The following is a 20,046-nucleotide window of genomic DNA, read 5'->3' as shown; positions in this document are numbered from 1 at the left end:
CTCGCGAGGCCCTCGACGCGGTCGGGGGCGCCGAGGAGAGAGGAGCCCATGCAGCCGCAGTCCGTCCTTCCGCTCGACGAGATCGACCTCTCGCAGCTCGACTTCTGGCGGCGGCCGATGCCCGAGCGCGAGGGTGCGTTCGCGACGCTGCGACGGGAGGCGCCCGTGCGCTTCTTCGAGGAGGTGATGCCGGAGACGCTGCCGCTGCCGAAGGGCCCGGGCTACTGGGCGCTCACGAAGCACGCGCACGTGCTCGAGGCGAGCCGGCTCCCCGCGGTGTTCAGCTCGGGGCGCGGCGCGACGTCGATCGCCGACATGCCCGAGCCGATGCTCGAGTTCTTCGGCGGCATGATCAACATGGACGATCCGCGCCACGGCCGACAGCGCCGCATCGTCTCGCGCGGCTTCACGCCGCGCGCGCTCGGCGCGGTCGAGGCCGGCATCGACCGCCGCGCGCGCGCGATCGTCGACCGCGTCGTCGAGCGCGGCGAGTGCGACTTCGTCGCCGACATCGCCGCGCCGCTCCCGCTCGAGATCATCTGCGAGATGATGGGCATCCCGGACAGCCAGCAGCGCTTCGTGTTCGACAAGACGAACCTGATCCTCGGCCTGACCGACCCGGAGTTCGTGCCGGAGGGCGAGAACCCGCTCGCCGCGGCGATGACGGCGGGCGGCGAGCTCGCCGCGCTCATGCGCGAGATGGCCGAGGACCGCAAGAAGAACCCGCGCGACGACCTCACGAGCCAGCTCCTCCACGCGTTCGAGGGCGACACGGACGTGCTCACGAGCGAGGAGGTGCTCTCGTTCTTCATCCTGCTCGTCGTCGCGGGCAACGAGACGACGCGCAACGCCATCAGCCACGGCATGAAGGCGCTCTGCGACCACCCCGCCGAGCGCGCGAAGTGGGCGGCGGACTTCGAGGGCGTCGCGGAGACGGCGGTCGACGAGATCGTGCGCTGGTCGTCGCCCGTCATCTTCATGCGGCGGACGCTGACGCGCGACCACCGCCTCGGCGACACGCTGCTCCGCGAGGGCGACAAGGCGCTGCTCTTCTACGCCTCGGCCAACCGCGACGAGGACGTCTTCACCGACCCGTTCCGCTTCGACGTGACGCGCGACCCGAACGAGCACGTGGGCTTCGGCGGGCCCGGGCCGCACCACTGCCTCGGCGCGAACCTCGCGCGGCGCGAGATCCGCGTGATGTTCCGCGAGATCTTCCGCCGCCTGCCGGACCTCGAGATCACGGGCGAGCCCGACCGGCTGCTGTCGAACTTCATCCACGGGATCAAGCGCATGCCGTGCGCGTTCACGCCCGGACGACCGGGGCGCGACGCCTAGCGTCGATCGCGCGCGCCTCAGGCGGGGACGGCGACGACCTCGACCGGGATCCCGTTCGCGACGTGCGTGCCGGAAGGGACGTCGAGCGGCACCTCGTCCGTCAGGTAGTTCGAGCACGCGCCGGGCTGCTTCTCGGCGGCGACGCGCATGCGCGTCCCGACGAGCCCGTGCCCGAAGCCGTGCGGCAGGCTCACGACGCCCGGCATCATCTCGTCCGTGACCTCGACGGCCACCTCCACCTCGCCGACGCGCGAGCGCACGCGCGCGCGGCCGCGCGTCGCGAGCCCGAGGCGCGTCGCGTCCTTCGGGCTCACGAGCAGCGTGCAGCGGTCGCGGCCCTTCGCGAGCGCGGGCAGGTTGTGGAGCCACGAGTTCATGTTGCGCACCTGCCGGCGGCCGACGAGCACGAGGCCGCCGTCGCGGCTGCGCTCCGCGAGGCCCGCGCGCAGCCGCGGCACGTCCGCGAGCAGGTAGTCGGGCGCGAGGTGCAGGCGCGCGTCGGGCGTCGCGAGCGCCTCCGGAAGGCGCGGCGCGAGCGGGCCGAGGTCGACGCCGTGCTCCGCCGCGCGCAGCTTCGCGAGGCCGAGCCCCTCGCGCGCGTCGTCGAAGCCGTCGCCGTACGGGCCGACGCGCACCATCGCGTCGACGAGCCGCATCGGGCCCTCCTCGTCGCCGAGCTTCACGCGCGCCTCCTCGGGCGCGACGCCCGGGTGCTTCGTGCCGGGTCCGACCGCCATCGCGAGGAGCCCGCCGACCATCATGTCGTCGACGACGCGCCCCTCGACGCCCGCGAGCCGCGCGCCGAGCTCGCGCAGGATCCACCAGTGCGGGCGCTGGTCGTCGTCGGGCTCGAAGAAGCGCGGCGAGTAGCGCGCGAAGTTCCGCACCGCGGTCGACTCGAACAGGAAGTCGTAGTTGTCGTGCTCGAGCTGCACGGTGCTCGGCAGGATCAGGTCCGCGTGCCGCGTCGTCTCGTTCAGGTAGATGTCGACCGACACCATGAACTCGAGCTCGTCGAGCGCCTTCGCGAGACGCTCGCCGTTCGGCGCGGAGAGCACGGGGTTGCCGCACACCGTGACGAGCCCGCGCATGCGCTGCTCGCCGGCGCTCGCGCGCTCGATCTCCTCGGCCATGACCCCGCACGGCACCTGGCCCGCGACCTCCGGCACGCCGCGCGCGACGGTGCGGTAGCGCGCGTGCGCGAAGGGCTCGACCGGCCGGCCGGCCTCGCCGCGGCCCGTCGCCGGGCGCGGGAACATCATCCCGCCCTCGGCGTCGAGGCGCCCGGTGAGCGCGTTGACGACCACGACGAGCCAGCTCGCGAGCGTCCCGAACTCCTGCGTGCACAGGCCGATGCGCCCGTACCAGGCGCCCTTCGACGCCGCGAACTCGTGCGCGAGTCGGCGCGTGACGTGCGGGTCGACGCCCGTCGCGGTCGCGACGGACTCGGGCGGGAACTCGCGCACGAGGGCCTCGACCTCCTCGACGCCGTCGGTGAACGCGGCGAGGCGTCCTGGGTCGACGAGCCCGTCGGCGAAGAGCACGTTGCACACCGCGAGCAGGAAGTAGGCGTCGGCGCCCGGCTTGATGAAGACGTGCTCGCTCGCGATCTCCGCCGTCTCCGTGCGGCGCGGGTCGACGACGACCACCTTGCCGCCGCGCGCGCGGATGGCCTCGAGCCGCTTCTTCGCGTTCGGCGCCGACATGAGGCTGCCCTGCGACACGAGCGGGTTGCCGCCCATGCACACGAAGTAGTCGGTGCGATCGAGGTCGGGGATCGGGAACATCCAGCCGTCGCCCGTCATCAGGTGGAGCGCGACGTTCTGCGGGAACTGGTCCATCGTCGCCGCGGAGAAGCTCCGCTGCGTGTTCGCGAGGCCGCCGATCAGCGCCGGGATGTAGACCTGCCCGCCGACGTTGTGGCCCGTCGGGTTCCCGATGTAGTAGCCGTTCGCGTTCGGCCCGTGCGCGTCGCGGATCGCGCGCAGCCGCGACGCCGCGAGGTCGAGCGCGGCGTCCCACTCCATCTCCTCCCACGTGCCGTCGTCGCGCTTGCGCAGCGGGCGCCGCAGGCGCTCGGGATCCTCGAAGATCTCCTTCATCGCGTACGCCTTGGGGCACAGGTAGCCGCGGCTGCGCGGGTCGTCGGGGTCGCCCTCGATGCGGAGCACGCGCTTCGCCTCGCGATCGATCTCGCAGCGCAGGCCGCAGCTCGCCTCGCAGGTCGGGCAGGAGCGGTAGACGACTTCGGTGGACATGGGGCGGCTCCGCTTCGGGTGTTCGGGGTCGGTGGCGTCGGGAACGGTCGAGGGCCGGAGGACGGCGCGGCGCGAGCCGCGCGACGCCGGCGACGGCGGCCGCTCGCGGCGCGAGCGCGCATTCTACGCCGAACGCTTGACCGCGGGCACGCGCGATCCGCAGGAGCGCGCGCTCCGCCGCGAGGCGTGCGCGCGCGACGCGCGCGCGACGACCGAAAGGCGCGAGGCGAGCGCGCGACGAGCGCGCGCGGCGCCGTCGGCGAGGGGAGCACCGCGATGCGAGACGAGCCCGCGAGCGCCGCACGGCGCGCCTTCCTCGAGGGTGCGGGCGCGCTCGGGCTCGCGACGGCGCTCGCGCCGCTCGCCGGCGCGCGCGCGGCCGCGGCGACGTCGCCGCCCGAGCTCGCCGCGACGCCGACACGCACGGCGCTGCTCGCACTGCTCGACGTCGTGCGCGACCTCGACGCGCGCTTCGTCACCGCCGAGCGCGGCTTCACGGCGCCGTGGCAGGTGGCCGAGGGCCACCGCTACCTCGTGCACCTCGTCGCCGCCGCGCACCGCCTCTTCCTCGAGAACGACCCCGAGCGCCCGCTGCTCGTCCGGCTCGAGACGCCGTGGCGCAAGTTCATGGGCGGCAACCCCGACGCCTACTACTTCTACGCGCCGATCCGCGGCGACCGCGCCTACCGCATCCGCGGCCGCCACCGCGGCGAGGTCTACCGCTCGGTGACGACGCACGGCGGCAAGGAGGAAGGCGGCTGGGGCTCGTACGTCGTGTCGCACCGCAACGACCGCCAGTACGCGAGCGCCGCCGACGGCAGCTACGAGCTCGTGCTCGCGCCCGCGCGCCCCGACGGCGTTCCCGAATCGAACTGGATCCCGACGCGCCCCGACGTGCAGGCCGTCATCACGCGCCACTACTTCCTCGAGCAGGAGTACGCGCCGGCGGCGAAGGGCTGGGAGATCCCGATCGCGATCGAGCCCGTCGTCGATCCCGGCCCGCGTCCCGAGCCGACCGAGGCGAGCATCGAGCGCAGGCTGCGCGCGATGGCGTCGTTCGTGCGCGACAACACCGTCGTGCTCTTCGGGCCCGAGGAGAAGCTCCCGAGCTGGTTCGGCCGCGGCTGGAACCGCTTCGGCGAGCCGAGCTTCTGGGGCGGCGCCGACGACGGCGGCGGCTGGGGCGCCGTCGACAACTCCTACAGCTCGGCGCGCTACCGGCTCGCGCCGGACGAGGCGCTCGTGATGCGCGGGCGCTTCCCGAAGTGCGCGTTCGCGAGCGCCGTCCTCGTCAATCGCTGGCTACAGTCCTACGACTTCACGCAGCGGCGCATGTCGCTCAACATGCGCCAGACGGTGAAGGAGGAGGACGGGAGCTTCGAGATCGTCGTCGCGCACGACGATCCCGGCCCCGCGCACCCGAACTGGATCGACACGGGCGGCCGCGGCGAGGGGCAGGTCGACTGGCGCTTCCAGCTGCCCGAGACGAAGCCCGAGCCGATCCGCACCGAGGTGGTGAAGCTCGCCGCGCTGCGCGCCTGAAGCGCGCGGCGACGACCGACGCGAAGACACGAGAGCGGGCCCAGCGCGGATCCGCGGGGACACCGAGAGGGAGACGATGGGACTCGAGACGACCGGCAAGATCCACGTGCTCTTCGAGGCACAGCAGGTGACCGAGCGCTTCCGCAAGCGCGAGTTCGTGCTCGAGCTCGCCGACAACCCGCAGTACCCGCAGTACGTGCAGTTCCAGCTCACGGGCAACCGCTGCGAGAACCTCGACGGCTTCGCGGTCGGCGACGAGGTGCGCGTCGAGTTCAGCCTGCGCGGCCGCGAGTGGAAGAGCCCGAAGGGCGACATCAAGTACTTCAACAGCCTCGACGTCTGGACCATCGAGCGCACCGGCGCCGGCGCCGACTTCGGCAGCGGCTTCGGCCCCGGCCCGTCCGACGACGTCCCGCCGCCCTCCGACGACGACATCCCGTTCTGAGCGCGGCGCGCGGGCGGCGGGCGCCCGCACCGCGCGAGCGCGCTTGACACCGGCGCGCGGCGCGAGGTTAGGCTCCGCACCGCTCCCCGGTGGAGCGGAGGACGTCTCGATGAAGTCCGCGCGGAAGCGTGTTCGCCGAACGGGTGTCGCGCTCGTGCTCCTGCTGTCGACGGCGGCCGCGTCGGCCGGGCTCGCCGCTCCGACGCACGTCGGCGTGAAGACCGACGATCTCGTCCACCTCCAGCTCTTCTCGAACCAGTTCCGGCGCGTCGAGGCGTCGGGGCTCCTCGGGTCGACGCCGTTCGTGGTGCCTCCCCGGATGGCGCTCGTCGTCACCGACGTGGTGGCGGGCGTGTTCGCGGGGCCGGCCTCCGGCTTCGTCGCCGTGCGGCCGCAGCGCAGCTGTCCCGCCAGCGGGAGCCCCGCCGTCTTCACCATCGTCGACGTCCTCGTGCAGCTGGGCACTGCCGGCTACGGCGGCGGACGAGCGAGCCTCACCTCCGGCGCGGTCGTCGGCCCGGGATGCGGCTTCACGAACTCCGTGTTCAGCGCGCAGGGCGGCTCGCCCGTCGTCACCGTCGACGTGTACGGCTACCTGACGCGCGCGCCCCGCTAGAGCGCGGCCGCGCGCCGGGCTCGCGCGCCGGGCTCGCGCGCCGCGCTTGACACGACGCGCCGCGGCGCATTCCAATGCGCCCCTTCCGCCCGTACCCGCCATCGGAGGACGACATGAGCAGCGGCGCCGACTCGAACCCCTACGACGACCGCACCCTGCGCGTGAGCCGCCCGCTCTCCGCCGACGACTACACCGTGATCCTCGTCGACGAGCCGGCGCCCCACGTCCGGCGCGTCACGCTCAACCGGCCCGAGAAGCGCAACGCGCTCAACCACGCGCTGCGCGGGCAGCTCCTGCACGCGCTGCAGCAGGGCGACCTCGACCCCGACGTGCGCGTCATGATCGTGCGCGGCGCCGGGCCCAGCTTCTCAGCCGGCTACGACCTCGGCGGCGGCAACGAAGGCCTCGAGTACCCGTTCTTCACCGCGCCCGGCGAAGGCCAGTGGCCGCGCCACGTGACCGACGGCTGGATGGGCATCTGGGACATGTCGAAGCCCGTGATCGCACAGGTGCACGGCTACTGCCTGGCCGGCGGCTCCGAACTCGCAACCGGCTGCGACCTCGTCTACATGGCCGAGGACGCGCAGATGGGATACCCGGCCGTGCGCTTCGGCGTCCCCGACATGCAGTTCCACGCGTGGCTCGTCGGCATGCGCCGCGGCATGGAGATGATGCTGACGGGCGATTCGATCAGCGGCATCGAGGCCGCGCAGCGCGGCTGGGCGACGCGCGCCTACCCGATCGAGGAGCTCGAAGAGCGCGTGCTCGAGATCGCGCAGCGCATCGCGCAGATCCCGCCCGACATCGTGCAGCTCAACAAGCGCGCCGTGCACCGCCAGATGTCCGTGATGGGCCTGCGCGAGGGCATCCGCCAGGGCACCGAGCTCTGCACCCTCGCGACGCACCAGCAGGGCTTCAAGGACTTCATCAAGGACGTCGGCCCCGGCAAGGGCAAGCTGACCTCCGCCCTCCAGAAGCGCGACGAGAAGTTCGGCGACTACCGAACGGGCGCCGAGCAGCCGAGCCGGCCGGGGAAGTAGGCGACGGCGCTCCTCTGGTCCGTCGTCCCGACGCCGGCCCGTTCGAACGGCACCCGCGCCGAGCCGCTCGCTAGTCCCCCACCCCCCGCAGCCACTCCCGCTTGATCGCGGCGAAGGTCGCGCGGGGCTTGGTGGCGAGGGCGCGTGCGCGTTCGAGGGCGCGGGGGAGGACGTCGGGTTCGGGAACGCAGGCGTCGACGACGGCGTTGGCGAGGGCCTCGGGGCCGGTGAAGCGGCGGGCGGCGAGCAGGGCGTCGCGGGCGACGGCGGGCGTGAGCTTCGCGCGGACGACGTTCATGAGGCGGCGGGGGAGCGGCACCTGGACGTCGACCTCGTTGAGGCAGAGCCAGCCGCGGTCGGTGCGCATGACGCGCTCGTCGCAGGCGAGCGCGAAGACGGCGCCGCCGGCGAAGGCGTGGCCGTTGAGCGCGGCGATGGTGGGCACGGGCAGGAGGGCGAGGCGGACGCCGAGGGCCTCGAAGTCGTGCGTGAAGGCGCGCAGCCCGTCGGCGTCGAGCGTCGCGGCGGCGGCGAGGTCGATGCCGTTGCTGAAGAACTTGCCTTCGCCGGTGACGACGAGCGCGCAGGCGCCCTCGCTCTTGGCCTCGACGTCGTCGAGGACGGCGCCGAAGCGCCGCACGAACTCGGGGCCCATGCGGTTCTCGCCGTTCGTCATGCGCAGGACGTGGACGTCGCCGTCGCGGGTGTGCTCGATCATCCGTCGTACCTCGAGGCCGAGCGCGTTCGGCCGACGCTAGGCGCTTCGCAGCTTCGCGAAGCGCACGAGCGGCAGGCGCCGCTCGGTGAGCTTCTGGTAGTCGCGATAGTAGGCGCGGTCCGTCGTGAGCGCGTCCCACACGGCGCGGTACTCGTCGCCGTCGAGGACGTCGGCGCGCGCCCAGAAATCCTCGTGCTGGAAGCGGCAGAAGACCTCGGGGTTCGCGCTGCGGTCGGCGAGGTTGAGGTACCAGGCGGGGTGCTGCGGCGCGCCGGCGTAGGACCCGACGACGACGGGCCGCCCCTGCGCGTCGAGCCAGTAGGGCAGCGCCACCTTGTGCTCGCGGCCCGACTTGCGGCCGAGCGTGCGCACGAGCATGTGCGCCATGCCGGCGCGCACCCAGACGGCGTCGTCGTTCGACGCCTCCATCTCGGCCACGTGCGCGCGCGTGATGCCGGGGATCGCGGCGCGGTCGGGAGTCTCGAACTCTTCGCTCTTCTGGTCGCTCATCGGGCCCTCTGTTCGCGGCGCGCGGCGCGCGCCCGCCATCGGGCGCGCGGCGCGGCGCGCGCCTAGTACTCGATCGCCTGGAAGACCAGCGTCTGCATCAGCTCGCCGAGCGGCAGCTCGCCCGGGAAGCGCTGCGTCATCACGACGCCGGTGAGGCGCTCCTTCGGGTCGATCCAGAAGCCCGTGTTCGCCGCGCCGCCCCACCAGTAGGTGCCGTTCGACGCCGTCGTCCCGGCCTTCGCGCGGTCGACGATCATGCCGAAGCCGAGCCCGTAGCCGCGCCCGGGAAGCTCGTAGGCGCCGGCGATGCGCTGCACGACGCCGTCGGGCATGTGGTTCATCGTCATCAGCTCGATCGTCTTCGGCCCGAGGATGCGCGCGCCGTCGAGCTCGCCGCCGCGCAGCAGCATCTCGCAGAAGCGCAGGTAGTCGCGCGTCGTCGACACGAGGCCGCCGCCTCCCGAGAAGAACGTCACGCCCTCGCCGTAGGTCGTGTGCTCCGGCCCGTCGACGAGCTGCCGCCCGCCCTCGCCGAACACGTAGTTCGACGTGAAGCGATCGAGCTTCTCGGCCGGCACGAAGAAGCCCGTGTCGCGCATGTCGAGCGGGCCGAAGATGCGCTCGGCGAGGAAGCGGTCGAACGGCACGCCCGAGAGCACCTCGACGAGCCGGCCCTGCACGTCGTTCGCGAGGCTGTAGCGCCAGTCGGTGCCGGGCGGGTAGAGGAGCGGCAGCTTCGCGAGCTTGGGAACGAACTCCGCGAGCGTCGTGCCGCGCGCGCGCAGGTCGGCCGCGCGGTAGAGGTCCTCGCCGCGGTCGAGGCCCTCGGGAATGATCCCGTACCCGAGCCCCGCGGTGTGCGACAGCATCTGCCGCATCGTCATCGGGCTCTTCGCGTCGACGAGGACGGGCTGCCCCTTCTTGTCGAAGCCCGTCATCACCTTCATCGCGCCGAGCTCGGGCAGGAACTTCGCGACGGGGTCGGAGAGCGCGAACGCGCCCTGCTCGTGCAGCATCATCAGCGCCGTCGCGGCGATCGGCTTCGACATCGAGTAGATGCGGAAGATCGCGTCGGCCTGCATCGGGCGGCCGGATTCGAAGTCCATCGCGCCCTGCGTCTGCAGGTGCACGACCTTCCCGTCGCGCGCGACGGCGGTGACGATGCCCGCCACCTTCCCTTCGTCGATGTAGCGCTGCATGGCCGTGCCGAGGCGCGCGAGGCGCTCGGCCGAGAGCCCGACCGACTTCGGGCGCGCGGTCGGCAGCTCGCCCGCGCGCGCGGGCGACGCGAGCGCGCAGGCCGCCGCGAGTGCGACCGCCGCCGCGAGGGCGGCGCCGGGAGCGCGAACGGCGCGGACGAACGGAGACGGCGATCGGCGCACGCGGGGTCCCTCCTGCCCGGATGCGGGCTGTGCCATGATGCCCGTCCGCCGCGCGAAGCGGAAGCCCGCACGCGCTCCGCCGCGCCGCCCGCCGCGCGCGCCACGAGGCCCCGTGTGAACACGCTCGAGCTCGAGTACCCGAAGCCGCAGGTCGCGCTGCTGCGCCTCGCGCGCCCCGAACGCCTGAACGCGCTCTCGTGGGAGCTCGTCGAGGAGCTGCACGCCGCACTCGACGCGATCGACCGCGACAACCGCTGTCGCGTCGTCGTGCTGACGGGCGCGGGCCGCGCGTTCTGCGCGGGCCTCGACCTCGTCGACCAGTCGAACCCCGGCGCGATCGTCGAGGGCGTGTCGGGCCCGCGCGCCGGCCTCCTCGCGCAGAACCGCATGGCGAGCCTCGTGCCGCACCTGCGCCGCATCCAGCAGCCCGTCATCGCGGCGATCAACGGCGCGGCCTACGGCGGCGGGCTCGGCCTCGCACTCGGCTGCGACCTCCGCATCGCCGCGCGCTCGGCGAAGCTCTGCGTGCAGTTCATCCGCGTCGGCGTCTCGGGCTGCGACATCGGCGTGAGCTACACGCTCCCGCGCCTCGTGGGCGCCGCGCGCGCGCACGACCTGATCATGACGGCGCGCCCGTTCACGGCCGAGGAGGCCGAGCGCTGGGGCGTCGTCACGCGTCTGTCGGACGACGGCCGCGTCGTCGACGACGCGCTCGCGCTCGCCGACGAGCTCTGCGACTTCTCGCCCTTCGGCCTGTTCGCGACGAAGCAGGTCATGTGGGCCAACCTCGACGTGCCGAACCTCGAGGCGGCGATCCAGCTCGAGAACCGCAACCAGATCATGGCCGGGAGCTCGGGCGAGACGGAGGAGGCCGCGCGCGCGTTCTTCGAGAAGCGCAAGCCGCGCTGGCCGGGCAGCGAGTGAGGAGCGCGCGTCGCGGCGCGGCGCGCCCGCGCGCGATCGCAGGCGCGCTCGCGGCCGCCGTCGCGCTCGCGGCCGCCGGCGCCGGCGCCGCCGACTTCACCGTCACGACGATGGACGACGCCGGCGCGGGCAGCCTGCGCCAGGGCGTCGCGGACGCGAACGCCGCCGCGGGCAGCGACCGCATCGTCTTCCAGGGCTTCGGCACGACGAGCGCCATCCAGCTCCTGACGCCGCTCCCCGACATCGCGCAGACGCTCTCGCTCGACGGCACGACCGCGTCGTCGGGGCTCACCTTGATGGGCGACGGCATGCTCGTCGCGAGCGTCGACCCGAACCAGACGCTCACGCTGATCGACGTGAAGGTCGCGGACGGCGACATCGCGCTCGAGAGCGGCGCGACGCTCGTGCTCGACGTCCGCAGCGCGCAGACGTTCGACCAGGTGATCCGCGACGCCGCCTCCGGCGCGGCGGGCAAGCTCGACAAGCGCGGCACCGCGCGCCTCACGCTCACCGGCGCCAACGCGTTCACCGGCGGCACGAAGGTCACGGCGGGCGAGCTCGAGGTGGCGATCGGAAGCCTCCCCGGCAACGTCGACCTCGCGACCGACACGAAGCTCCTCTTCACCGACGCCGCCGACGGCACGTACGGCGGCATCATCAGCGGCACGGGCGCCGTCGTGAAGAACTCGACCAACCGGCTCGTGTTCGCCGGCGCCAACACGTACAGCGGCGGCACGACCGTGAACGCGGGCACGCTCGCCGGCCTGCCCGGCGCGTTCCGCGGCGCCATCAGCGTCGCTTCGGGCGCCACGCTCGAGATGAACCCGATCGGCACGCCGACCTACACGGGCTCGATCGGCGGCAGCGGGCTTCTGCTCGTGACGGGCGGCGGCGACCTGCGGCTCGCACCGAACGGCGCGGCGAACTCGTTCGCGCGCGCGCAGGTCGGGAACGTGACGACGCTGCGCGGCGCGGCGGCCGCGATCGCGGGCGACGTGCAGATCGACGCCGGCGGAAGGCTCGTGATCGACGAGCCCGCCACCGCGACGTTCGCGCGCGCCCTCTCGGGCGCGGGCGACTTCGAGAAGGACGGCGCGGGGACGCTCACGCTCGCGGGCAACGCGAGCGCGCTCGCGGGCGGTACGGCCCGCGTGAACGCCGGCGCCCTCGTCGTGCGCGCGGCGAGCCTCCCGCTCGACACGCTCGTGCAGTCGGGCGCGCGGCTCGTCTTCGACCAGCCGACCGACGCGATCGCGTCGATCGCCGTCTCGGGCGCGGGCGACGTCGAGAAGCGCGGCGCGGGCGCGCTCGCGCTCGCGGCCGCGCACACGTACACGGGCGCGACGAACGTGCTCGCCGGAAGGCTCGACGTCGGCGGGAGCCTCGCGACGAGCGGCGTGGGCGTGGCCGCGCCGGCGACGCTCGGCGGCGGCGGCGCGATCGCGGGCGCCGTCGCGAACGCCGGCCGCATCGCGCCGGGAGCCGCCTCGGGCGCGGCGATCGACACGCTCGCGGTCGACGCCGTCGCATTCGCGAGCGGCTCGGTGCTCGAGATCGAGGTCGCGCCGGGCGCGGGCGCGAACGACCGCCTCGCCGTCGCGAACGCCGCGAGCCTCACCGGCGGCACGCTCGAGCTCGTCGTCGCGCCCGGCACGTACACGAGCCAGACGGCGACCGTGCTCACCGCCGGCTCGATCACGGGCGCGCTCGCGTTCACCGACGACTTCCCGCTGCTCGACGTCTCGATGACGACGCTCCCAGGCTCCGTGCAGCTCGTCGTGAACAGCAACGCCGCGAGCTATGCGAGCGTCGCCGCGACGCCGACGCAGGCGAGCGTCGCCGCGGCAATCGACGCCGAGCTCCCGACCGCGACGGGCGACCTGCTCTCGCTCTTCCAGGGCTTCTCGACGCTCACGACGCGCAACTTCCGGCGCGCGCTCGAGTCGCTCGCGGGCGAGACGCTGACGCAGCTCGCGACGGTGCGGCTCGAGAACGCGCGCCGCTTCGAGCGCACGCTGCACGGGCGGCTGCGCGACGCGAGCGACGCGTTCGGCGCCGATCGCCCGCGCGGCGAGGGCCTGCTGCTCGACGCGCCCGTCGCACACGCGCCCTTCGACCTGTGGATCGAGCCGTACGCCTCGTTCTCGGACGTCGACGGCCGGCGCGGCGCGAGCGCGCTCGACACGCGGGTCGCGGGCGGCGCGCTCGGCGCCGAGTGGCGCCCGTTCGCGGCGAGCGCGAGCGCCGCGCTCGCGAGCGCGCGCCTCGGCGCCGCGTTCGGCTACGCGAATGCGGACGTCGACTTCGACGACCGCACCGGCACGACCTCGGCGGACACGTACACGGGCGCGCTCTACGGGGGCGTCGCCGGCGAGCGCCTGCGCCTCGGCCTCTCGGGACGCGTCGCGTACTCGAAGATGGAGAGCGATCGCACCGTCGCCGTCGGCGCCGACGTGCGGCGCGCGAGCGCCGCGTTCGACGGGCTCGACGCGGGCGTGCGCCTCGAGGCCGCGGCGAAGCTCGTCGCGACCGACGCGTGGCTCGTCGAGCCCTACGCGTCCGTCGCCTGGGCGCACGTCGAGCGCGACGCGTTCCGGGAGAGCGGCGCGGGCGCGGCGTCACTCGACGTCGCGCGCGAGCGGCTCGACTCCGTCGTCGTCGGCGCCGGCACGCGGCTGCGCGCCGCGTTCGAGATCGAGCGCGACGTGTGGCTCCTGCCCGAGGTCTACGGCGAGTGGCAGCAGGAGGTGGCCGACCGCGACCGCGCGATCGACGCGCGCCTCGTCGGCCAGACGACGTCGGCGCGCCTGCTCGTGCGCGGCGCCGAGCTGCAGCGCAACGGCGCGAACGCGGGCGTCGCGTGGACGGTGCGCACGGCGAACGGCTACGAGGCGCGCGCGGCCTACGACGTGGGCCTCGACGCCGATCGCACGACGCACGCGGTCGGCATCCGCGTCGGCACGTACTGGTGAGCGGGCGCGCGACGCGCGCCGTCGCGCAGCGGGCGCGCGGCTACTCGAGCGCGACGCCGAAGTGCGAGAGGTAGGGCGCGAGGTCGTCGCGCAGCCCCTTCGCCGTGAAGCCCCAGTCCTCGGGCGCGTAGCGGTGCACGCCGAACTTCCCCTTCGGCTTCTCCGCGAGATAGGCGACGATGCGCTCGCCGTGCTCGGCGGCGAAGGGCCGGCCGATCTGGTCGTAGGCGCGGCGGATCGCGTCGACCGGATCCTTCAGCAGCTCCTGGAAGTGCACGTCGCCGAACTGCGCGGCGGGGAGGCTCCCCTCCGCGCGCCGCTGCGCGACGGCGTTGAGCGCCGCCGAGAAGCCCGCCTGCACCGCGCCCGTGAGCAGCTCGAGATCGATGTCGTTCGAGCGCATCCACATCACCATCGCGGTGGTGCTGACCGTCGACGGCATCGTCTTCGCGGGGTCGCGGTGCGTCTGGATCACGCGCGCGTCGGGGAACGTGCCGAGCAGGAGATCGATCGTCATCAGGTGGCCCGGCGTCTTGAGCAGCCACGTCGCGGGCGGCCGCCCGCGCTGCAACAGCTGGAGCGCGCGCTTCTCGTACGCGTACATCTCGACCGGGTCGAGTGCGAAGCCCTCGAGCTGGCCGATCATCGGCCAGTGCGTGCCCGCGAAGCACGGCTGGGTGAGCGTCACGCACTCGACGGGAAGGTCCGACCGCAGCTCGTGGACGGCGGCGAACTCGGGCTGCACGTCGGCCCACAGCTCCTGCTCGCACTCGCTCGCGCGCACGCGCACGGACTCGGCGTCGCCCTCGGGCATCGGCAGCGGATGCAGCGCCTCCCACGCGAGAGGCGCGCGCACGCCCGGGTCGAGCCAGAGCAGCTCGAACAGGATGGTCGTGCCCGAGCGCGCCGGTCCCGTGACGACGAGCGGCGCCTCGATGCGCTCGCTCGCGATGCCCGCATCCTGCGCCCACGCGCGGTTCTGCAGCAGCCGCGTGCGCAGTGCGCGGAAGAGCTCCTGGCGCGTCATCAGGCGCCCGACCACCGTCATGCGGCTCCCGTGCACGGCGCGCGCGAGCGCGTCGAAGCGCGCGCGCCAGCCCGGGTCGCCGAAGTCGCCCGCGAGCGCGTCGCCGGCGAGGCCGAGCGAGCGCACCGCTTCCTCCACCATCGCATCCGGGTCGATCGGGACGAGCCGGCGCGCGCCCTCGACGGGCCCTCCGAGCGAGTCGCCCATCGCGTTGACGCGCCGCACCCAGTCGGGGCGCGGATAGCGCTCGGCCATCGTCGCGAGCCTGCCTGCCACGGGATGCGTGCCTCCGGCGTTCGTCGCGCGCGGCGGCGCGCGAGCGCGCGCACGCTAGGTCAGCGGGTCGCCGCGCGTCAACGCGCGCGCGCGCGCGGCACGACCTCGATACCGAGGATTCCGGCGAGCTCGCGCGCGCGCCCGCGCCGCACGACGACGTAGAGGTCGCCGGGTGCTCGCCCGGCCGAGGGCGAGCCCGGGAGCGCCGCCGCGTCGACCGGGAACGCGACGCGCGCCGTCCGCGCGCGCCGCAGGTCGACGTCGCGCGGCGCGCCGAGCGGCGCGCCGTCGGGCGCGCCGACGCGCAGCTCCACCCGCGCGCCCGAGGCCGACGCGACGCCCGCGACGAGCACGTCGATCGACGCGACGCCGCGCAGGTCGACGGCGTCGAAGCGCAGCCACGCGCCCTCCTCCACCGCGACCACCGCGTCGACGCCGCCCCCCGCCGGCGCGAGCTGCACGCCCGCGGCGGCATCGTGCTCGTCGGCGGGGAAGCGGAGCGCGCGCACGAGGCGCGACGCGCGCTCGGTGCCGTCGACCTCGACGCTCACGCGGTAGCCGCCGCGCACGAGCGGGCCGACGCGCGTGTCGACGACGTGCGCGGCGTGCTCGCGCAGCGCGAGCGAGCCGCTCGCCGCGGCCTCGTGCACCGCCGGCGCCGCGCGCGGCGCGAGCCAGTGGGCCAGCATGCGCCGCAGCGTCGCGCGGTCGATGCCCGTCTGCGGCGGCATCGGCACCTCGCCGAAGCTCCCCGCACCGCCGCGCTCGACCTTGTCGGCGAGCGCCTCGAGCACGGCATCGGTCGGGGCCGCATAGCGAGCGCGCAGGGCGTCGACGCCGGGCGGCGCGCCCGGGCCGGCCTCGCCCGCGGCGAGCGCGACGTGACAGCTCGCGCAGCCGTGCGCCTCGAGCGCCTCGGCGGCGCGCGCGTCGCCGCGCTCCTCGACATAGCGAACGCGCACGCGCGCGCGCGCGGCGTCGCCCGCCTCGCCCGCGAAGCGCCACGCGAGCGCGCCGTCGCGGTGGAACGACGCGCTCCCCGCGAGCGCGATCCAGCGCTCGAGGGCGCCGCCGCCGGCGCGCGACGCGCGCGCATCGGGCGCCGCGCGGGCGTCGTCCGGCGCGCCCGCGTCCGGGCGCGGGACGAGCCGCGCGAGCTGCGCGTCCGTGTTCTCGCTGTACCACCCCGTCCCGTACTCGAGCACGTAGATCGCGCCGTCGGCGCCGATCGCCGCGCCGACGGGCGAGCTCCACGCGACGCCGGGCGCGACGGGTTCGATGCGCGCCGCCGCGCCGCCTTCGTCGATCGCGACCCAGTGCAGCGACTCGCGCATGAAGTCGCCGACGAGCAGGCGCCGCCCGCCGCGCACCGCGTCGTCGACGACGCCGCCGACGAAGACGCTGCGCCCGCCGCGCCCGAGCTCGGGGTAGTCCGCGGACCACGCGTAGGGATAGGCGAGCCACGCGGCGCGCGCGGGCGGCAGCGCGCGGCTCCCCGCGGCGTGCGGCGACGCGTTGCGCGGCGCCTCGGCGGGCTGCTTCGCCGGACCGTACGCGCTGCCGTCGCCGCCGAAGAAGGGCCAGCCGAAGTTCCCGGGCGCGTCGACGCGCTCGATCTCGTCGTAGCCGCGCGGCCCGCGCACGGCGTCGTCGCGCGACGCGTCGGGGCCGGGCTCGCCGACGAACACGGCGCGCCCGGCCGCGTCGAGGGCGAGCGTGAACGGGTTGCGCAGGCCCATCGCGAAGATCTCGGGCCGGCCGCCCGGCGCGTCGCCGCCCGCGTCCGCGCCGTTCGCGCGCGCGGCCGCGCCGGCGTTCGCGCGCGCGCCCGCTGCGAACAGGTTGCCGTCGGGGATCGAGTACGTGCCGTCGCGCTCCGGGCGGATGCGCAGCAGCTTGCCGCGCAGGTCGCCCGCGCTCCCCGCCGTGCGCGCGGCGTCGAAGCGCTCGCGGCCCGGCGAGAAGTCGAGCGGCGCGTAGCCGTCCGAGCCCGAAGGCTGCGTGTCGTCGCCGGTCGCGATCCACAGCAGGCCGTCTCCGTCCATCGCGAGCGCACCGCCCGCGTGGATGGCGCCCGCCTCGTCGAGCGGGATCTCGAGCAGCACGCGCTCGCTCGCGGGGTCGATCGCGCGCGCCTGCGCGTCCCAGTCGAAGCGCGCGACGCGGTGGCGGCGCGGCGACGCGCCGTCGCGCGGCTTCGTCGCGAGCACGTACAGCCAGCCCGTCTCCGGGAACGACCGATCGAGCGCGATGCCGAGCAGCCCGTACTCGTAGGCCGCATCGACATCGACGTGCCCGGCCGCGCGCAGCTCGGATTCGCCCGGCATCCAGGACGCGAGATCGCCGCGGCGCTGCGTGACGATCGCGCCGCCGCCCGGCAGCAGCGCGAGCGCGATCGGCTCGCGCGCGTTCCCGGCGAGCACCTCCTTCGCGAGCGAGCCCGCGCGCGGCATCGCGCGCGCGAAGTCGAGCGGCGCGCCGTCGCCCGCCGCCCAGACGATCCCGTTGCGCAGCGCGTCGCGCGCCGGCGCGAGCGCGAGCGACGCCGCGTCGTGCCCGAAGTCGGTCGCGAAGACGCGCGCGCCCTCGACCGTGCGGCGCCACGCGAGCGGCGCGCCGGCGCGGTCGACGACCTCGACCGCGCTCCCGGCGAGCAGCGGGCCGACCGCGTGCCAGCCCGAGTCGACGGCCCGCGTGCCCACGTCGCGCACGCGCTCGGGCCCGTGCATCGCGCGCGTCGTGCCCGCGAGGCGACGCATCCACCCCCAGTCGTTGCGGTAGGCGAGCGTCGGGTGCACGAGCACGACGCCGCCGCCGGCCTGGACGAAGCGCCGGACGTCCGTGCGCAGCGCCGCGTCCCAGCTCGCGCCCGACGTGTGCACGAGCGCGAGCAGGCGCGCGTCGGCGAGCGCGTCGCCCGCGAGCGCGTCGGCGTCCGTCGCGACCTCCGCGCGCAGCCCCGCCTCGGACGCGACCGCGGCGACCTCGTCGGCGACGGCGCGCGTCGCGCCGTGCACGGTGCCGTCGCCGCCGGCGAAGACGAGCACGCGCTCGCGCGCGGGCGTCGCGAGCGCGGCGTCGCCGCTCGTCGGAGCGGGCGCCGGCGCGTCGTCGCGCTCGGGCGCGCAGCCGGCGGCGGCGACGAGCAGCAGCGAGGCGACTGCGCACAGGAGGGCGGCGCGCACCGCGCGCGCGGGGACGGGAACGGCGGCAGGCGGGCGCGCGCGCATGCGCGAACGATCGCGCCGGCGCGCGCGCGCGGCAAGCGCGCGCGGACGCCACGCCCGCGCTGCGATCGCGCCCCGGGCTGCTCTACGCGAGCGTCAGCAGCCGGTGCGCCTCGATCGCGCGCTCCTGGATGGCGATGCCGAACGGGCACGCGCCCGCGCACGGCGCGCTGCAGCCGATGCACACGTCGGCCCGCTTCTCGAGGCGCGCGTAGTCCTGCATCGCGCGCTTCTGCGTGCCGTAGTCCTCGAAGTACATGCGGTGGCGCAGCACGTCGTCGATGCGCAGGCCCTCCGGGCAGCGGTCGAGGCACGCGCCGCAGTGCGCGAGGCAGTGCGTCCCCGCGATCGCGCGGTCGTACTCCTCGAGCAGGGCGACGTCGTCGTCGCGCAGCGGCTTGCCCGACGCGTGGATGTATTCGTCGACGTGCTGCGGGTCGTAGAAGGAGGCGACGAGGCAGCTCACGCTCGGGTTCGAGAGCACCCACCGGAAGGCCGCCTGCGAGTACGCGCCGCGGCGACCGACGAACTCCTCCATCCCGCGGTGCTTCGCGCCCTTGAGCGTCTTCATCGCGACGACGCCCATGCCCGCCGCGTGCGCGCGGTCGATCACCGAGCCGAGCTCGCTCCAGCCGCCGAAGTGATAGGCGAGCATCATGACGGCGAAGCGGCCGCTCTCGATCGCGCGGTTCGCGACGGCCACGAGGTTCGGCGTGTGGCTCGAGAAGCCGAGGAAGCGCGCCTTGCCCTGCTCGCGCAGCCGGTCGAACGCCTCGTGCGCGTTCGGGTCCATGAGGCGCTCGATGCTGTCGCAGGCGTGCACGTGCACGAGGTCGACGTAGTCGGTGCGCAGCCGGCCGAGGCTCTCCTCCACGACGCGCACGTAGTCGGCGACGCTCGAGCCCGCCGGCAGGTGGCCCTGCCCCGTGCAGAACTTGGTCGCGAGGAACATGCGGTCGCGGCGGCCGGCGATCGCCTGGCCGAGCAGCGTCTCCGTCCCGGTCGCCGCGTAGTCGGGCGCCGTGTCGAAGTAGTTGACGCCGCGCTCGATCGCCGCGCGGGCGATCGCGGCGCCGACGGGCGAGTACGCGAGCGCGCCCGAGCCGAGCGCGATGTCGGAGACGGCGAAGCCCGTGCGGCCGAGCGGTCGATGGGCGGCGATGTGCGCGTCGCGCCACTCGGGCAGGCGCTCCTTCGCGGTGCGCCGCACGGGCACGCCCTCGGTCACGGGCCGGCTCACCGTCCACCAGCCGAAGACGCGCGCGAACGCGCCGAGCGCCGAGGCGACGAGGCCCGCCGCGACGCCGCCCGCGAAGACGAAGAGGCGCCGGCGCGGCGAGGCCGGCGCACCGTCCGCCGCGACCCGATCGCGAACCCACAGCGGCGTGATGGCGAGCGCGACGAGCAGCGCGCCCGCGAACCCGAAGATGCCTCCGTACGGAATGCGCGCCGGGTCGATGCCCTCGAAGCGCGCGGCCCAGTACTCGCCCGGGCCCGCCCAGGCGGCCGCCACGCACGCGGCCCACGCGAGCGCGACGAGTGCGCCCGGAACGCGCCGGCCGGCCGTCGGGGGCGGCGCGGGAGTCGGCTCGGAAGGGGAACGCGGCGAGGAGTCGTCGGTCATCGGTCGCCTCCGCCGGCAGGTGCGCGGCGCGCTCGCCGCGACGCGCTCGGCGCGCTCGGCGCGCACGAAACCCGCGAGCGCGCATCGTACCATGCGACCTCCCGCGCGAGCGGCGCGCCGCCGAGCGCGAACGAGCCCGCGAGGGAG

General features: G+C 74.8%; 14 protein-coding genes. 7 read left to right on the top strand and 7 right to left on the bottom strand.

All coding sequences use genetic code 11. The annotated features are described in order from the left end of the window. The first annotated feature begins 48 nt into the window (after positions 1-48). On the top strand, positions 49-1,338 hold the full coding sequence (locus tag R3E88_15520; GenBank protein MEZ4217894.1) for a cytochrome P450: 1,290 nt from the start codon (positions 49-51) through the stop codon (positions 1,336-1,338). 17 nt (positions 1,339-1,355) lie between these two features. On the opposite strand, the gene R3E88_15515 is transcribed toward R3E88_15520, so the two are convergent. After that, complete coding sequence (locus R3E88_15515; protein MEZ4217893.1) at positions 1,356-3,596, bottom strand: molybdopterin-dependent oxidoreductase; 2,241 nt, start codon at positions 3,594-3,596, stop codon at positions 1,356-1,358. A gap of 276 nt (positions 3,597-3,872) precedes the next feature. Here R3E88_15515 and R3E88_15510 point away from each other — a divergent pair, with 276 nt between their 5' ends. The 4 genes from R3E88_15510 (at position 3,873) to R3E88_15495 (ending at position 7,239) form a co-directional block, all read left to right on the top strand. Next, positions 3,873-5,138 carry a DUF1214 domain-containing protein gene (locus R3E88_15510; GenBank protein ID MEZ4217892.1) on the top strand — a complete coding sequence of 422 codons (1,266 nt, stop codon included), beginning with the start codon at positions 3,873-3,875 and terminating at the stop codon, positions 5,136-5,138. A 76-nt stretch (positions 5,139-5,214) separates the two neighbouring features. Further along, positions 5,215-5,583 carry a DUF3127 domain-containing protein gene (locus tag R3E88_15505; GenBank protein ID MEZ4217891.1) on the top strand — a complete coding sequence of 123 codons (369 nt, stop codon included), beginning with the start codon at positions 5,215-5,217 and terminating at the stop codon, positions 5,581-5,583. A gap of 109 nt (positions 5,584-5,692) precedes the next feature. Then, complete coding sequence (locus tag R3E88_15500; GenBank protein MEZ4217890.1) at positions 5,693-6,199, top strand: hypothetical protein; 507 nt, start codon at positions 5,693-5,695, stop codon at positions 6,197-6,199. Between the two features lie 113 nt (positions 6,200-6,312). Then, positions 6,313-7,239: an enoyl-CoA hydratase-related protein gene (locus R3E88_15495; GenBank protein MEZ4217889.1), complete on the top strand. Its 927-nt coding sequence runs from the start codon at positions 6,313-6,315 to the stop codon at positions 7,237-7,239. Between the two features lie 70 nt (positions 7,240-7,309). On the opposite strand, the gene R3E88_15490 is transcribed toward R3E88_15495, so the two are convergent. The 3 genes from R3E88_15490 to R3E88_15480 form a co-directional block, all read right to left on the bottom strand. Continuing rightward, entirely contained in the window at positions 7,310-7,957 is a 648-nt protein-coding gene (locus tag R3E88_15490) for an enoyl-CoA hydratase/isomerase family protein (protein ID MEZ4217888.1), read from the bottom strand. A gap of 36 nt (positions 7,958-7,993) precedes the next feature. Beyond that, entirely contained in the window at positions 7,994-8,467 is a 474-nt protein-coding gene (locus R3E88_15485; GenBank protein MEZ4217887.1) for a nitroreductase/quinone reductase family protein, read from the bottom strand. Positions 8,468-8,529: 62 nt separating this feature from the next. Continuing rightward, on the bottom strand, positions 8,530-9,849 hold the full coding sequence (locus tag R3E88_15480; GenBank protein MEZ4217886.1) for a serine hydrolase domain-containing protein: 1,320 nt from the start codon (positions 9,847-9,849) through the stop codon (positions 8,530-8,532). 114 nt (positions 9,850-9,963) lie between these two features. Between R3E88_15480 and R3E88_15475 the strand changes: the two genes are divergently transcribed. Continuing rightward, the gene (locus R3E88_15475; protein ID MEZ4217885.1) at positions 9,964-10,773 is read left to right on the top strand and encodes an enoyl-CoA hydratase-related protein; all 810 of its coding nucleotides are present in this window, start codon (positions 9,964-9,966) and stop codon (positions 10,771-10,773) included. After that, positions 10,770-13,745 (top strand): autotransporter domain-containing protein, encoded by a 2,976-nt coding sequence (locus R3E88_15470; GenBank protein ID MEZ4217884.1) that lies wholly within the window; start codon positions 10,770-10,772, stop codon positions 13,743-13,745. Before R3E88_15475 ends, R3E88_15470 begins: the two co-directional genes overlap by 4 nt. Positions 13,746-13,785: 40 nt before the next feature. Here R3E88_15470 and R3E88_15465 read toward each other — a convergent pair whose 3' ends face one another. The 3 genes from R3E88_15465 to R3E88_15455 form a co-directional block, all read right to left on the bottom strand. After that, entirely contained in the window at positions 13,786-15,048 is a 1,263-nt protein-coding gene (locus R3E88_15465; protein MEZ4217883.1) for a sulfotransferase, read from the bottom strand. Positions 15,049-15,125: 77 nt separating this feature from the next. Further along, positions 15,126-18,278, bottom strand: a complete 3,153-nt coding sequence (locus R3E88_15460; protein MEZ4217882.1) for a PQQ-dependent sugar dehydrogenase — start codon at positions 18,276-18,278, stop codon at positions 15,126-15,128. Between the two features lie 82 nt (positions 18,279-18,360). After that, positions 18,361-19,899: an aldo/keto reductase gene (locus tag R3E88_15455; GenBank protein MEZ4217881.1), complete on the bottom strand. Its 1,539-nt coding sequence runs from the start codon at positions 19,897-19,899 to the stop codon at positions 18,361-18,363. Between the last annotated feature and the right edge of the window lie 147 nt (positions 19,900-20,046).

Source organism: Myxococcota bacterium (assembly GCA_041389495.1).
GTDB lineage: Bacteria > Myxococcota_A > UBA9160 > UBA9160 > UBA4427 > JAWKRT01.
The sequence above is the reverse complement of the archived record's forward strand: the minus strand, read 5'-3'. Positions and strand labels throughout refer to the sequence as shown.